Source organism: Variovorax sp. GW458-11-26-14-LB1 (genome assembly GCF_059423965.1).
On record NZ_JBWKYW010000071.1, the window covers coordinates 14,857 to 28,620 of the forward strand.

The following is a 13,764-nucleotide window of genomic DNA, read 5'->3' on the forward strand; positions in this document are numbered from 1 at the left end:
TTTGCCAAAGACCCTATGGCACAATCGTCTCAACGTTTTGGGTGGTGGTCACTTAAAGCGTCCTTGATTCGCAGCGCGGCTGCGGCTTTTTCCCCAAGAGGAGAACCATGAAGAAACTGAATAAAGTGGCGATGATGTTTGCAGTCGCTGCGCTCGCCACTGCCGCCGGCGCGCAGACCCGTGTCACCGCTGCGAACGGCGGTCCTACGATCGACAACTGGCAAAACGGCACCGGCGAACTGGTCTGGAAGAACGGCACGAACGAACTGTGCTGGCGCGATGCCAACTGGACGCCCGCAACGGCTGCCGCCGGTTGCGACGGCGCCCTGGTTCCGGCTGCTCCGGCTGCTGTGCCCACCGCTCCTGGCGTGGCTCCCGTGGCTCCCCCGGCTCAAGTCGCTGCTTCGAAGGTCACCTTCGCTGCTGACGCCTTCTTCGACTTCGACAAGTCGGTGCTGAAGCCCGAAGGTCGCGCCAAGCTGACCGACTTGGTCGAGAAGATCCGTGGCGTGAACCTCGAAGTCATCATCGCTGTGGGTCACACCGACTCCATCGGTACCGACGCTTACAACCAGCGTCTGTCGGTGCGTCGCGCCGAAGCCGTCAAGGCCTTCCTGGTCTCGAAGGGCATCGAACGCAACCGCGTCTACACCGAAGGCAAGGGCGAGAAGCAGCCTGTGGCTGACAACCGCACCAAGGAAGGCCGCGCCAAGAACCGTCGCGTGGAAATCGAAGTGGTTGGCACCCGCGCCAACTGATCGATCGATTCCATCGACGAATGAAAACCCCGCCTCGGCGGGGTTTTTTTATGCCTGCCGTATTTGCGGCCGTGCCTGAGGCAAGCCCATTGCGCTCGAGCCGGGCTTTGCTCGCTTCATAATTGCCCCATGACAGAAAACGTGAATGCAGACCCGGCCGAACTGGCCAAGTTTTCGGAGCTTGCGCACCGGTGGTGGGATTTGGAGAGCGAATTCCGCCCGCTGCACGAAATCAATCCATTGCGACTGGAATGGATTGACGGTATTGCGCCTATTTCGGGCCAGCGCGTGGTCGATATCGGCTGCGGCGGCGGCATCCTGGCCGATTCGATGGCGCGCAAGGGCGCCGACGTGCTGGGCGTCGACCTCGCGACCAAGGCGCTCAAGGTCGCTCAACTGCACGCCCTCGAAGCCGGGACGCGCGGCGTCAAGTACCGCGAAGTCAGTGCCGAGGCGCTGGCAGCCGAGCAGCCCGGCAGCTTCGATGTGGTCACCTGCATGGAAATGCTGGAGCACGTGCCCGATCCGGCATCGGTGATCCAGGCCTGCGCCACCCTGGTGAAGCCGGGCGGCTGGGTGTTCTTCTCGACCATCAACCGCAACCTGAAGTCCTTCATGCTGGCGATCGTGGGCGCCGAGTACGTCCTGGGCATGCTGCCGCGCGGCACGCACGAGTACCCCAAGCTGATCCGTCCCAGCGAACTGGCCGGCTACTGCCGCGCTGCCAGCCTGGACCTGCGCCACACCCGCGGCATGGAGCACAACCCGCTGACCCGCCGCTACTGGCTCAGCGCCGACACCAGCGTCAACTACCTCTTCGCGACCCAGAAGCCGGCGCTGCCGGAGGCGCAGGGATGATGAAGATCGGGAGCACGACCACACAGGCCATCCTGTTCGACCTCGACGGCACGCTGATCGACAGCGCGCCCGACCTGGGCGCGGCGGCCGACAAGATGCGCACCGACCGCGGCCTGGCGCCTTACCCGCTGGAGCGCTACCGCCCGATGGCCGGCGCCGGCGCACGCGGCATGCTCGGCATTGCCTTCGGCATCACGCCCGATGCGCCGGAGTTCGATGCGCTGCGCGAGGAGTTCTACGTCGGCTACGAACGCCGCATGCTGCTCAACACCCTGGTGTTCGACGGCGTGGCGCCGCTGATCGAGGCGATCCGCGAGCGCGGCCTGCGCTGGGGCGTGGTCACCAACAAGTCGGCCCGCTTCACCGAACCGCTGACGGCTGCGATGCCGCTCTTCGCGAGCGCGGGCGCGATCGTGAGCGGCGACACCACGCCGTTCGCCAAGCCGCACCCCGAACCGCTGCACGAGGCGGCGCGCCGTCTCGGCGTGGCGCCCGAGGCCTGCATCTACGTGGGAGACGACGAGCGCGACATCATCGCGGGCCGCGCCGCGGGCATGGGAACCGTGGCGGCCACCTACGGCTACATGGGTTCGCAGGCCGATGCGGCGCTGTGGAAAGCCGATGCCTCAATCTCTTCGCCCCTGGAGCTCTTGAAGTTACTCAATAGCGCCTAAAATGAGTCGCTTGGGGCTGCACTGGTTTCGACGTGGGTTCGGAGTCGCAGCGGGGCATGTCGAGCTGAATGCGCTCGTAAAACAGATTCAAACAAACTAACTGCAAACGACGAACGTTTCGCACTCGCTGCTTAATTGCCAGTGAGCCTTGCAACAGTTGGCCGATGGGCTGGGCAAGGGGGTCTGGAGCAATCCTGACCTCCCGGCTGCAAGGATAATTACATGGGCTGGCTCCGATCCGGGTACCTTGGGTCGGGGCGAGAAAATAGGGTGCTGGCGTCCGGTTTAGCGTGTGACTGCGCGACTCCGGAAGCGAGACTTAAATCAGATCACTACACATGTAGAACTGCGCGATGAAGGCTTGCGGACGGGGGTTCAAATCCCCCCAGCTCCACCAATACAACGTCCAAGGGCGTTCACTGAAGTCCAGTGAACGCCCTTTTTCATTGGCCAGGCGGCTGTTGACTGTGCTTCGCCGTCTCACTCGGGATGTCTGCGTCTGGATGACGACCCCCGCGATCCCGTCGATGGGGTTCACTCCACACGCTAGCTAGTCGATCGCGATCTTGTTCTTCTTCACGAGGTCTGCCCAGCGTCGCATGTCGGTGTGGATGTAGTCGGCGGTTTGCTTCGCGCTGTTGGCTTCGGGAAACATGCCAACGTTCTCGAAGCCCTTCATGACCTCCGGGTCCTTCAAGGCTTGTGCCACCGCTTCGTTGAGGCGATCGCTTCGGTCTTCCACATCGCCCAGGTGCCATTTGCCGTAGTGCGCAGTCGCATAGCCCTGTGCCGAGAGCAACTGCGCCAGCGTGATCTCGCGGCGTGCCAAGCCCTGAGGCAGGCCGGGCGGCACCGACTGCAGGCAGCCCGTGCGGATCGGATGCCGCCCGCTCATCAGCGCGGAGCGCGTCGGCACGCAATCGCTCTCGACATTGAAGTTCTGCAGCAGAAGGCCTTGGCTGGCGAGCGCGTCGATGCGTGGCGTGGGCGCGCCCCGCAGCGCCCCGCCGCCGTAGCAGCCGAGCTCGCCCCAGCCGAGGTTGTCGGCAAGGATGAGAACGATGTTGGGTGGGTTCATGGAAGGACTCATTGCGACTGCAGTCTAGGAACGGCTAGGATTCGGGTGTTTCCATTTAGGAAGTTTTCGTTAACTTTTATTCATGTCCTTCTCGGCACGTGACCTCGACTATTTCCTGGAAGTGGCGCGCCATGGGCAGCTGGCCCGTGCAGCAACCAGCCTGACGGTGACGGCCGCGGCGCTTTCCAAGGCGATCCGTCGGCTGGAGGACGAGATGGGGCTCGGTCTCTTCGAGCGCTCGGGCCACGGCATGACGCTCACGCCGTTCGGCGTCGCGTTCCGCGAACGTGCGCAGCGCATGAAGTCAGAGCACGACGAGGCGCTTCGTCATGCGGGCGACGTCCGCGCAGGACGCGCCGGGCTCATCCGTGTGGGCGCGACGCTGGCGGTTCTGGATGCCGTGCTCTCACCGGCGCTTGCGGCGCTGCAGCCCCGTCGCCCGGGCATGCATGTGCGCCTGGAAGTGGCGTCTTCGGACGAGTTGATCGACTGGACGCGCCAGGGCCTGCTCGATGTCGCCGTGATTCCGACCTATGAATCCATGCCGCACGGCCTGGTGCATGAGGACCTCCTGACCGATGCGCTCGTCGCCGTGGCGCGCGTGGGGCATCCGGTCTTTGCGCGTCGCCGTCTCACGATGGGCGATCTGTCGAAATTTTCCTGGGTGCTGCCGTCCGTTCATTCGGCCGCACGTGCGAAGCTGGACGAGGTATTTCGCTGCGCGGGCGCGACGCCGCCGCAAGGCGCGATCGAGGTGCACTTCAATGCGTCCTGGTCGCTGCCGGTGCTTGCCGCGACCGATCTGATGGGCATCGTCCCGGTCTCCGTGCTCGCACTGCCCCATGCCCGTGGCGTCAAGGTGATTCCCGTCGACGCGCTGTCGATTCCGAGGCGCATTTCGCTTTTCTCACGTCCGAATACCTACCGCTCCCCACTCCTCGAGGAGTTCGTGCAGGCGCTCAAGGCACTGGCGCCGGCGCAGCGAAGCAGCGCGGCGCGCAAGGGATGACGGACGCTCGCTGAGGCCGTTTTCAGGCCGCGGTCGCCGCCTTCACCGGCCAGTCGCGCAACTTGCCCGGGTTCAGCAAGCCCATCGGATCGAAGCGCTGCTTCACCTCGATGACTTCCGGCGGCAGCGGCCCGCCGGCCTTGCCGTCTTCCACGATGTTCACGTGCGGGTTGTTGATGTGCACCTGGTGCGTGCGGTGGATGTCGATGATCTCGTTCAGCCGCTGCTCGGTGCTGAAGCGCACCAGCTGCAGCCCGCTGCAGGTCAGCAGCCCCGCCGCGTTGCGCAGGAACTCGACGTGCATCATGACCTCGCCGCCCAGCAGTTTCTCCATCTCGATGACCTGCTCGACATGCCGGCCGGGGATGAACCCGCTTTGCAGGTAGGTCAGCGTCGGGTCGATCTTCAGCGCGTGCAGCGTCGTGTGGTTCCAGGTGAACTCCATCAGCGTGCGGTTGCTCTTCTGCACTTCGGCGGCCGTCTTGCGGTAGCTCACGGTGCCGCCATGCGCCTGCACCAGCAGCATCATGGCCGGCTCGCTCTGCTCGGCCACCAGCGACAGCACAGTGTGGCAGCCCTTGGGCAGGTGCGTCGCCAGCTGCGCGAGGTGGTCGGCGATGGGCGCCGCGAAGAAGGTGACGCCGCGCTTCACGATGCCCGGCGCATGCGCGAGCTTGTCCGCGAAGTTCAGCGCGTTCTCGAAGTCGTCGAAGGTCACCAGCGTCTCGAGCCACGGATGCGCGGGCGCCAGTGCGATCTCCAGCTCCAGCACGAGGCCGTTGGTGCCCCACAGGTGGTGCATGCGCATCGCTTCGGCGCCGCGCAGCTCGATCACCTGCGGCTCGGCCTCGATGGTCATCGCGCGAATGCCCAGCACATTGCCGGGCGCGCCCAGCGGTCCGTAGTTGATCGAGCCCACGCCACCGAAGCCACCACCGAACAGGCCGCCCAGCGTGGCGCTGCGGTAGGTCGAGGGCACGCAGCGCATCTCCTGGCCGGTGGGCTTCGTCTGCTTCTCGAGTTCGCCCAGGCGGATGCCGGCCTGCGCGCGCGCCACGCCGGGCTGCACCCACAGGCAGGCGTTGTAGGCCGTCATGTCGAGCACCACGCCGCCGGCGAGCGGCGTGGTCTGGCCGTAGTTGCCGGTGCCGCTGCCACGGATGGTGATGGGCACGCCGCGGCGCGCGCAGGCGCCGACCACCGCGCGGATGTCTTCTTCGGTGCGCGGGCGCACCACCACGTCGGCGCGCTTGTCCTTCAGCTGGCGCGTGAGCACCGGGCTGAACCAGGAGAAGTCCTGCGAGAGGCGCGTGACGCGGCCTTCGTCGGTGATCCAGTCGAGGTCGGGGAGTTCGAGCAGCAGTTGTTCGATGGCGGAAGCGGGAGCGTTCATGGTCGATTTCAATCCTGGGAAAGTTCGCTCGCGTGCCACGAGCCCAGCGCCACCTTGGTGAGCCAGGCCATCAGCACGAAGAGCGCGACACCGGTGAGGGAGATGAGCAGCAGGGCCGCGAACATGCGCGGAATGTTCAGCTGGAAGCCCGCCTGCAGGATCTGGTAGGCCAGCCCCGCGCCCGAGCCGCCCGTGCCGGCCACGAACTCCGCCACCACCGCGCCGATCAGCGCCAGGCCGCTGGAGATGCGCAGCCCGCCGAAGAAGTAGGGCAGCGCGCTCGGAATGCGCAGTCGCACCAGCTGCTGCCAGCGCGTGGCGCGGTTCAGCTTGAAGTAGCTCTGCAGGTCGGGGTCGATGCTGCGCAGGCCCAGCGTGGTGTTGCTGATGATGGGAAACAGCGCCACCAGCGCTGCGCACACCGTCATGGCCGCGACCGGGTTCTTCACCCAGATGATGATCAGCGGCGCCACGGCCACGATGGGCGTGACCTGCAGCAGCACCGCGTACGGAAAGAGCGCGGTCTCGATGCGCTTGCTCTGCACGAACAGGAACGAGATCAGCACGCCCGCCACCGTGGCCAGCGCGAAGGACAGCACCGTGATCTTCAGCGTGACCAGGAGCGCGCTGCCCAGCGGCGCCCAGTCGGTCACCAGCGTCTGCACCATCAGCCAGGGCGAGGGCACGAGGTAGGGCGGCAGCTCCATGGCCACCACCATCCACTGCCACAGCGCGACCAGCACCACGCCGATGAGAACCGGGTAGAGCACGCGCTGCACGCGCGGCTGACTCAACAGGGGCGTCGCGGGCTTTGTCGCTGTCTTCATGGCGCGGCCTCCTCTTCGGCGGTGCTGGCGCGCAGCAGGCTGTCCTGCAATTGCTTCGCGTGGCGCGCGAACCCGGGCGTGACCATGAAGTCGGCCTGGCGCGGGTAGGGCTCGTCGATCTGGAACTGCTCGACCACGCGACCCGGCCGCGCGGCCATCATCACCACGCGGCTGGACAGGAACACCGCCTCGTGGATCGAGTGCGTCACGAAGATCACCGTGAGCTTCTTCTTGCGCCACAGTTCGAGCAGGTCGGCGTCGAGCTTGTGGCGCGTGATCTCGTCGAGTGCGCCGAAGGGCTCGTCCATCAGCAGCAGGTCGGGCTGCGTGACGAGCCCGCGCGCGATCGACACGCGCATCTGCATGCCGCCCGACAGCGCGCGCGGCAGCGCACTGGCGAACTTCTCCAGCCCCACGAGCGCGAGCGATTCCGTCACCCGCGCATCGGCCTCCTTGCGAGGCACACCCGCCAGGTCCAGCGGCAGCCGCACATTGGTCTGCACGCTGGCCCACGGCATCAGCGTGGGCGACTGGAACACGAACGACATCTTGTGCGGGCAGTCGTGCAACTGCGCCACGGGCTTGCGCCACACCAGCAGGCGCCCGTCGCTGGGCTCCAGCATGCCCGCCACCATCTTCAGCAGCGTGCTCTTGCCGCAGCCCGAGGGGCCGAGCAACGTGACGAACTCGCCTTCGGCGATCGACAGGTCCACCGGCAGCAGCGCCTGCGTGCCGTTGGGGTAGGTCTTCTCGGCCGAGAGCACTTCCACCGCGGGCACGGCAGGGGTGGTCGGCGGTGCGAGGGTGTGGGGTTCGATGCGGTTCATGAAGAAGAGGCGACGAAGTTCAGGGCAGCACCTTGGCGTCCTTCACGAACTCGGTCGTGTAGGTTTTGGCCAAGTCGACCTTGGCCGGATCGAGCAGCTTGGAGGCCACGAGAAAGTCGTAGCTCGCTTTGGCGCGCGCATCGGTCATCACGCCGATGCCGAGCTTGGCCGCGTCGCCGCCGGTGACCATGCCCATCTCTTTCAGCTTGGCCACGCTGTAGGCCAGCTGGTCGTCGGTCATGTTGGGGTTGTCCTTCTTGATCAGCGCGTTGGCCGGTGCCGGGTCGGCCAGGTAGCTCTTCCAGCCCTCGGCCGAGGCCTTCACGAAGGCGGCGACCTGCTTGCTGCGCTCCTTCACCGTCTTGTCCATGCACGACACCGTGACCGCGTAGGAGGGGTAGCCGTGGTCGCTGAACATCAGCACCGTGCTCTTCACGCCGGCCTTCTGGATGGCGTAGGGCTCGGAGGTCAGGTAGCCCTGCTGCGCGGTGTTCGGGTCGGCCACGAAGGGCTGGATGTTGAAGGTGTAGGGACGCGTCTGTTCGTCCTTCAGGCCGAAGCGGGCCTTGAGCCACGGCCAGTAGCCGCGGTTGGCCTGCGCGCCGATCAGGAGCGTCTTGCCCTTGAGGTCCTCGAACTTCTTGACGTCGTCGTGCGCGATCAGCACCTGCGGGTCCTTCTGGAAGAAAGCCGCCACGTTGACCACGGGCACGCCGCCTTCGCGCACCTGCATCATCTGGATGTCGCTCGATCCCATGATGCAGTCGGCCTGGCCCGCGGCCATCATCTGCGTGATGTTGACCTGCGGGCCGCCCATGCGGATCGTCACGTCCAGGCCGTGCTTCTTGTAGATGCCCTGCGCCACCGCCTGGTAGAAGCCGCCGTGCTCGGCCTGCGCATACCAGTTGGTCATGTAGGTGAACTTGTCCTGGGCCTGTGCGGGTGCGACGGCCGTGAGGAGCGAGAGCGCGGCGGCGCCGGCCAGGGAAAGAGCGAAGGAACGCATGGTGGGGACCTCTCGAAGGCGGGATGAAAAAGAAGAACGAAGCCGTTGCAAGGAGCGCGCCTCAGGCCGGCACGAACGACTGCTGGATGAAGCCCTGCTGGTGGCCGCGCTCCCAGGTGGCTTCCTCGCGCACGACCCAGCGCAGCGCATGAAGCTCGGTCAGCGCCTGGGCCCAGCTGTCGGAGAGCGTGTCCAGGATTTCCAGGCCCTGTTCGCGCGTGGCGCTGGTGGGGTCGCCGATCACGCCGCTGGGGCCGAAGTCGCGCGCGGTCCAGGCGCAGGCCGGGCGGCCGTCGGCCGACAGCAGCTTGATCGGGAAGGGCGGCGGAAAGTTGGCCGCCGCGCGCTCCATGTGCACCGTGTCGGGCGCGAGCGCGAGCATCAGCGCCGTCTCGGAATGGCCGGCGTGCATCGACAGGCGTTTCTCCTGTTCGCTGATCTGCTTGCTCGACGCGTTCGGCAGGCGCGACACGCCGTGCGGCACCACCACGAAGTCGCCATGCCGCAACCGCAGTTCGCGCGCCGCCATCTCCAGCACCTGCGGCTGGCCGCCGTGCCCGTTGGCGAACAGCAGCTTGCGAAAGCCCGAGCGGTACACCGATTCGCCGATCTCGATCACGGTCGACAGCAGCGTGGTGCCCGTGAGCGTCACCGTGCCGGGAAAGTGCAGGTGCTCTTCCGACTTGCCGTAGGTGATCGGCGGCAGGGCAAAGGCGCGCACCTCGGCGGGCAGCTTCTCCAGCGCCTTGCCCATCACGCCCGAGGCGATCACGCTGTCGACCGAGCACGGCAGGTGCGGCCCGTGCTGCTCGATGGCGCCGCAGGGCAGCACGATGACCGTGTTCTCGCGGTCGGGCAGCGCGGCGATTTCGGTCCAGCTCAGGTAGGGCAGGAAGCGGTGGGGCGGGATGTAGCCGTGGAGCATGGGAGTCCTTGCGTGTTCTTTATTCAGGGAAGAAAGGCGATGCATCGCCGTGCGTCACGCGGCCGTCGCGCAGCACCACGCGGGTGGCGGTGCGCGAGGGCCAGCCGTGGCGGTCGGCCTGCGTGAACAGCACCAGGTCGGCTTTCGCGCCGACCAGCGTGGGCGCCGTCGTGGCGGGCGCGCGTTCCAGCCAGTCGCTGCGGCACAGCGCCTGCGACCAGGTGTCGAAGGGTTCGTCGAGCTGTGCGACCAGCGCGGCCGTGCCCAGCGCCTCGACGGGGTCGAAGCTGCCGAGCCGGCAGAACGGGTCCTGCACGTTGTCGCTCGCGAACAGCAATGGAATGCCGCGCGCATGCGCTTCCTTGACCAGCGTGATGCCGCGCTGGCGCGGCGTGCGCCCGGTGACGGCGTCCTGCAGCAGCAGGTTGGTGGCGGGCAGCGATACCACGGTGATCGGCGCGCGCGCCACGGCGTCCAGCGTGGCGAAGGCCTGCGCCTCGGGCTGGGCCGCCAGCGCGCAGAGGTGGCCGCAGACCACGCGGCCTTCGTAGCCGATCTCGCGCAGGAGGCGCGCGGTGGTCTGCAGGCCCACGGCCGAGGCGTCGAGTTCCTCGTCCACGTGCAGGTCGATGTCGAGCTCGCAGGCCTGCGCCGCCAACAGCAGGTTGCGCAGCGCGCTCTCGCTCCAGTTGGTGGAGTGCACGAAGCCGCCGAGCAGCGCGTGCTCTCCGGTGGCCTTCACCTGCCGCGCCAGGCGCAGCGCCTGCGACGCGTCTTCGAACAGGGGCAGCTTGATGAGGGCGACCTGCTCCAGCCGCACCCGGCCGGCCCATTCCTGCGCCAGCTCGGCCATGACGGGCCAGGCCGTGGGCAGCGCGTCGGGCTCCCACCAGTCGACGTGCGTGCGCACATGGGCGGTGCCGCATGCCCAGGCCCACCGCAGGCCGCGCGATGCGCGCTCGCGCACGTCGGCGGGTGTCCAGTGCACGCGGTCGGCCAGCATCGCGTCGATCGCCCCGAGCAGGCCGGGCTGCACCTTTTGCATGCGCGCCAGCGTGAACGCCTTGTCCAGGTGCGTGTGCGCGTCGACGAAGGCGGGGAGGGCGAGCGTGCCGGCGAGGTCCCAGCCGGCGCCCGGCGTGATGTCCCTCGCGGGTTGCACCGACCGGACGCGGCCGGCCTCGATGCCGATGCGTGCGAGTTCGGACACTCCGTGGCGCTGCGGCCAGTCGGCGGGCAGCAGCCAGCGCGGCAGCCGTGCGTTGTCCAGCAGCGCGGGCGCGTTCATGCGAAACGCGCCTCCGCCGGGCTTGCGGGGGCGCTGGTTTCCATCGACAGACAGCAGGCAACGCGGACGTGCATGAATTTGACCAATCAATCAGAGCAACTGGTCAGGTTATGCAAGCGACGTGCCAGTCCGGGTGCACCGGACTGGGGAGGCGGGCGTCAGCCCGCGGCTGATGCGGCTACGTTGCCTGGCGCGGCCAGAGCCGCACCGCCAGCGCGGCGGCGGCCGTGGTGGTCGCCAGCACCGTCACGCCGGCCCAGCCCCAAGAAGCGAGCACCAGTGCGCCCAGCGCCGAGCCGGTCGCCATGCCGATGAACATGCTGGTGAACAGCACGGCGTTGAGCCGGCTGCGCGCGCCGGGCTCGATGCCATAGACGGTCGTCTGGTGGGCGATGAGCGCCGCCTGCATGCCCAGATCGAAGCCGATCGCGGCCAGCGCCAGCAGCCACAGCTGCGCATGCGGTGCCATCAGCGGTGCCAGCCCCATGGCCGCGAACGACACCAGCGCCAGCCCTGCGCCCAGGCGCGTCACCAGCTCCGGTCCGCGCCGGTCGGCGAGCCGTCCGGCCAGCGGCGCCGCCAGTGCGCCCGCCGCGCCGGCCAGGCCGAAGGCGCCTGCGGCCGCGCTGCCCAGGTGGAAGGGCGCGCCGTGCAGCATCACGGCCAGCGTCGACCAGAAGGCGCTGAATCCCACGGCCAGCAGCGCCTGGGCCAGCGCCGCGCGGCGCAGCGTGCCGTGGCGCGACCACAGCGTGCCCAGCGAGCCGAGCAGGGCGCCGTAGGCCAGGTGCGTGGTCGGCCGAAAGCGTGGCAGCCCGCGCCAGGCCGCGGCGCCGATGAGCGCGATGCTGGCCGCGGCCGCGATGAACATCGCGCGCCAGCCGAAGTGCTCGGCCACGAAGCCGCTCACCACGCGCGACAGCAGGATGCCCAGCAGCAGCCCCGTCATCACCGTGCCGACCGTCTTGCCGCGCGTGGCGTCGGGCGCCAGCGTGGCGGCGGCGGGCACGAGGTCCTGCGCCATCGTGGCCGCCAGCCCGATTGCGAGGCTGGCCGCGAGCAGCACGCCGATCGACGGTGCCGCGCCGGCCACCAGCAGTGCGGCGCACAGCGCCCCTGCCTTGACCAGCACGATGCGGCGCCGGTCGAAGCGGTCGCCCAGCGGCGCCAGCAGCAGGATGCCCAGCGCATAGCCCAGTTGCGTGAGCGTGGGAATGAAGCCCACCGCGCGGGTGGAGGCGCCGATGTCGGCGCCCAGCACCCCGAGCATCGGCTGGGCGTAGTAGAGCGAGGCCACCGACAGGCCCGCGCCGGCGGCCAGCAGCAGGATCAGCGAGGCCGGCAGGCCGTGCCCCGGCGCGGCGGCCGGTGCATGCGTGGTTTGAATGGAAGACATGGTGTTAACCCTCGATTATCGAAGCAAGGGTTGGAATGTGCCCGCTGGGGGCTTGGCTTGGTAGTCCCGTGGATCGCACAATGCCCATACGTCAAACGCATAAATGAGGCCATGTCCACGTCCCCTGCTGTCGATCGCATCGAGCTGATGCAGACCTTTCTTCACATCGTCGAGGCCGGCAGCCTGTCGGCCGCCGCGCTCCAGATGGGCGCCACCCAGCCTACCGTGAGCCGTCGCCTGCAGGCGCTGGAGCGCTCGCTGGGCGTGCGGCTGCTGCGCCGCTCCACGCACGCCATGAAGCTCACGGAAGACGGCGAGCGCTGCTACGAGCGCGCCAGGGAGCTGATCGCCGACTGGCACGCCTTCGAGGCCGACCTGCGCGGCGTGGGCGACGAGCCCGAGGGCACGCTGCGCGTGGTCGCGCCGCATGCGCTGGGCCAGTTGCTGCTGGTCGGTCCGCTGGCCGAGTACCTGCGCGCCTATCCGCGCGTGTCCGTCGAATGGCTGCTGAACGACCGCCGGCCCGACTTCATCGCCGAAGGCGTCGACTGCGCGATCCAGGTCGGCGAGATGACCGATGCGATGGCCGTGGCGGTCAAGGTCTCGGAGGTCCCGCGCGTGGTGGTCGCCGCGCCCTCGCTGCTGGAGGGCCGCTCACCGCCCGCGCACGCGGCGGAACTGGCCGAGCTGCCGTGGCTCGCGCTGCGCACCTTCTATCGCAACGAGGTGCTGCTCACGCACCGGCCGACCGGCGAGATCGCGCGCGTGCCGATCCGTCCGCGCATGAGCACCGACAGCCTCTATGCGCTGCAAAGCGCGGCGCGCATGGGACTGGGCGCCTGCCTGGGCTCGGCCTGGCTGCTGAACGAAGACATCGCCGCCGGACGGCTGGTGCAGCTCGTGCCGCAATGGCATGTGGCGCCGCTGCCGGTCTACCTGACCTACCCGCACGCGCGCTTCCAGCCGGCGCGCCTGCGCCGCTTCATCGAGATGATGCGGCTTGCATTGGCCGACCCGACGGGCCAGGTCTGGGAGGCGCGCGTGGGCTGAGCGAGGCTGGCGCGGAGCTCAGGCCTTGATGCCGCAGCCGCCCAGGACGAACGCCACCAGTTCCCGCGCGATCGGTTCGCGGTCGATCGGCGCCTCGGGCGGCAGGCCGAGCATCACGCGCGTCTGGATCGCGTAGTCGGCGTAGCTCTGGGTCATGGCCCAGATGTGCATCAGCAGCAGGCGCGCATCGAGCGGGCGCATCTGCCCGCGCGCGATCCAGCCGTTGATGATGTCGACCTTCTTCTGCGTCCACGCCTGCGCGTTGGGCCAGTAGCGGTCGAGGTTGCGTCCGCCGTCGAGCACCTCGCGCGTGAAGATGCGCGAGATCTCCGGGTTGTCGAACGCGTGGTCGAGCTTCTTGCGGATGTAGTCGCCCAGCACCGTGGCCGGGTCGCTGGCGTCCTCGAACGAGAACACCACCTTCCAGGCATGCAGCACCTGCATCAGCAGCTCTTCGTAGAGCTCTTCCTTGCCGGCGATGTAGTAGTGCAGCTGGGGCTTGGTGAGGCCGGCGCGCGCGGCGATGGCCTGGGTGGAGGTGCCCTTCAGGCCGTGCAGGCTGAACTCGGTCACCGCCGCCGTGCGGATGGCCGCCATGATGCGTTCGCGCCCCGGCCTCGCGCGCGACAGCGGGCCGTCGGGGGCGGGCATTTCTTGGGCGATGGCAGGGGGCAC

13 protein-coding genes, 1 other RNA gene and 1 pseudogene are annotated in these 13,764 nt (G+C 68.0%); 6 read left to right on the plus strand and 9 right to left on the minus strand.

Translation table 11 applies throughout. The annotated features are described in order from the left end of the window. The first annotated feature begins 107 nt into the window (after positions 1 to 107). From ompA to ssrA, 4 genes are all read left to right on the plus strand, one after another. The gene (gene ompA / locus AC07YS_RS29765) at positions 108 to 758 is read left to right on the plus strand and encodes an outer membrane protein OmpA (protein ID WP_070064005.1); all 651 of its coding nucleotides are present in this window, start codon (positions 108 to 110) and stop codon (positions 756 to 758) included. A 129-nt stretch (positions 759 to 887) separates the two neighbouring features. Beyond that, the gene (gene ubiG / locus AC07YS_RS29770) at positions 888 to 1,616 is read left to right on the plus strand and encodes a bifunctional 2-polyprenyl-6-hydroxyphenol methylase/3-demethylubiquinol 3-O-methyltransferase UbiG (RefSeq protein ID WP_159275242.1); all 729 of its coding nucleotides are present in this window, start codon (positions 888 to 890) and stop codon (positions 1,614 to 1,616) included. Further along, positions 1,613 to 2,290, plus strand: a complete 678-nt coding sequence (locus AC07YS_RS29775) for an HAD family hydrolase (protein WP_223301488.1) — start codon at positions 1,613 to 1,615, stop codon at positions 2,288 to 2,290. Before ubiG ends, AC07YS_RS29775 begins: the two co-directional genes overlap by 4 nt. A 12-nt stretch (positions 2,291 to 2,302) precedes the next feature. Continuing rightward, positions 2,303 to 2,687, plus strand: a transfer-messenger RNA (tmRNA) gene (ssrA, locus tag AC07YS_RS29780). Between the two features lie 324 nt (positions 2,688 to 3,011). On the opposite strand, the pseudogene AC07YS_RS29785 reads toward ssrA, so the two are convergent. Beyond that, positions 3,012 to 3,368: pseudogene (locus tag AC07YS_RS29785) on the minus strand (sulfatase-like hydrolase/transferase); the annotation flags it as partial. Between the two features lie 82 nt (positions 3,369 to 3,450). Between AC07YS_RS29785 and AC07YS_RS29790 the strand changes: the two are divergent. Continuing rightward, the gene (locus AC07YS_RS29790; RefSeq protein ID WP_495267718.1) at positions 3,451 to 4,377 is read left to right on the plus strand and encodes a LysR family transcriptional regulator; all 927 of its coding nucleotides are present in this window, start codon (positions 3,451 to 3,453) and stop codon (positions 4,375 to 4,377) included. 22 nt (positions 4,378 to 4,399) lie between these two features. On the opposite strand, the gene AC07YS_RS29795 is transcribed toward AC07YS_RS29790, so the two are convergent. The 7 genes from AC07YS_RS29795 to AC07YS_RS29825 all read right to left on the minus strand — a co-directional run bounded on the left by AC07YS_RS29795 (position 4,400) and on the right by AC07YS_RS29825 (position 12,039). Beyond that, complete coding sequence (locus AC07YS_RS29795) at positions 4,400 to 5,770, minus strand: FAD-binding oxidoreductase (RefSeq protein WP_495267717.1); 1,371 nt, start codon at positions 5,768 to 5,770, stop codon at positions 4,400 to 4,402. 8 nt (positions 5,771 to 5,778) lie between these two features. Next, positions 5,779 to 6,597: an ABC transporter permease gene (locus AC07YS_RS29800; RefSeq protein ID WP_492738485.1), complete on the minus strand. Its 819-nt coding sequence runs from the start codon at positions 6,595 to 6,597 to the stop codon at positions 5,779 to 5,781. After that, positions 6,594 to 7,424, minus strand: a complete 831-nt coding sequence (locus AC07YS_RS29805) for an ABC transporter ATP-binding protein (RefSeq protein WP_495267716.1) — start codon at positions 7,422 to 7,424, stop codon at positions 6,594 to 6,596. The genes AC07YS_RS29800 and AC07YS_RS29805 overlap by 4 nt, the downstream gene beginning before the upstream one ends. A 19-nt stretch (positions 7,425 to 7,443) precedes the next feature. Further along, complete coding sequence (locus AC07YS_RS29810; protein WP_307694390.1) at positions 7,444 to 8,430, minus strand: ABC transporter substrate-binding protein; 987 nt, start codon at positions 8,428 to 8,430, stop codon at positions 7,444 to 7,446. Between the two features lie 61 nt (positions 8,431 to 8,491). Then, a complete protein-coding gene (locus AC07YS_RS29815; RefSeq protein ID WP_495267715.1) occupies positions 8,492 to 9,355 on the minus strand; it encodes a creatininase family protein in 864 nt (287 codons plus the stop codon). Positions 9,356 to 9,374: 19 nt separating this feature from the next. After that, a complete protein-coding gene (locus AC07YS_RS29820; protein WP_495267714.1) occupies positions 9,375 to 10,643 on the minus strand; it encodes an amidohydrolase family protein in 1,269 nt (422 codons plus the stop codon). A gap of 178 nt (positions 10,644 to 10,821) precedes the next feature. After that, a complete protein-coding gene (locus tag AC07YS_RS29825; RefSeq protein WP_495267713.1) occupies positions 10,822 to 12,039 on the minus strand; it encodes an MFS transporter in 1,218 nt (405 codons plus the stop codon). A gap of 111 nt (positions 12,040 to 12,150) precedes the next feature. Here AC07YS_RS29825 and AC07YS_RS29830 point away from each other — a divergent pair, with 111 nt between their 5' ends. Beyond that, positions 12,151 to 13,089 carry a LysR family transcriptional regulator gene (locus tag AC07YS_RS29830; RefSeq protein ID WP_159275093.1) on the plus strand — a complete coding sequence of 313 codons (939 nt, stop codon included), beginning with the start codon at positions 12,151 to 12,153 and terminating at the stop codon, positions 13,087 to 13,089. A gap of 18 nt (positions 13,090 to 13,107) precedes the next feature. On the opposite strand, the gene AC07YS_RS29835 is transcribed toward AC07YS_RS29830, so the two are convergent. Then, entirely contained in the window at positions 13,108 to 13,764 is a 657-nt protein-coding gene (locus AC07YS_RS29835; RefSeq protein ID WP_495275753.1) for a TetR family transcriptional regulator C-terminal domain-containing protein, read from the minus strand.

Bases quoted from the DNA above. Each gene is read 5' to 3' on its own strand.
- ompA (WP_070064005.1), top strand. From the start codon at position 108: ATGAAGAAACTGAATAAAGTGGCGATGATGTTTGCAGTCGCTGCGCTC.
- ubiG (WP_159275242.1), top strand. From the start codon at position 888: ATGACAGAAAACGTGAATGCAGACCCGGCCGAACTGGCCAAGTTTTCG.
- AC07YS_RS29775 (WP_223301488.1), top strand. From the start codon at position 1,613: ATGATGAAGATCGGGAGCACGACCACACAGGCCATCCTGTTCGACCTC.
- AC07YS_RS29790 (WP_495267718.1), top strand. From the start codon at position 3,451: ATGTCCTTCTCGGCACGTGACCTCGACTATTTCCTGGAAGTGGCGCGC.
- AC07YS_RS29795 (WP_495267717.1), bottom strand. From the start codon at position 5,770: ATGAACGCTCCCGCTTCCGCCATCGAACAACTGCTGCTCGAACTCCCC.
- AC07YS_RS29800 (WP_492738485.1), bottom strand. From the start codon at position 6,597: ATGAAGACAGCGACAAAGCCCGCGACGCCCCTGTTGAGTCAGCCGCGC.
- AC07YS_RS29805 (WP_495267716.1), bottom strand. From the start codon at position 7,424: ATGAACCGCATCGAACCCCACACCCTCGCACCGCCGACCACCCCTGCC.
- AC07YS_RS29810 (WP_307694390.1), bottom strand. From the start codon at position 8,430: ATGCGTTCCTTCGCTCTTTCCCTGGCCGGCGCCGCCGCGCTCTCGCTC.
- AC07YS_RS29815 (WP_495267715.1), bottom strand. From the start codon at position 9,355: ATGCTCCACGGCTACATCCCGCCCCACCGCTTCCTGCCCTACCTGAGC.
- AC07YS_RS29820 (WP_495267714.1), bottom strand. From the start codon at position 10,643: ATGAACGCGCCCGCGCTGCTGGACAACGCACGGCTGCCGCGCTGGCTG.
- AC07YS_RS29825 (WP_495267713.1), bottom strand. From the start codon at position 12,039: ATGTCTTCCATTCAAACCACGCATGCACCGGCCGCCGCGCCGGGGCAC.
- AC07YS_RS29830 (WP_159275093.1), top strand. From the start codon at position 12,151: ATGTCCACGTCCCCTGCTGTCGATCGCATCGAGCTGATGCAGACCTTT.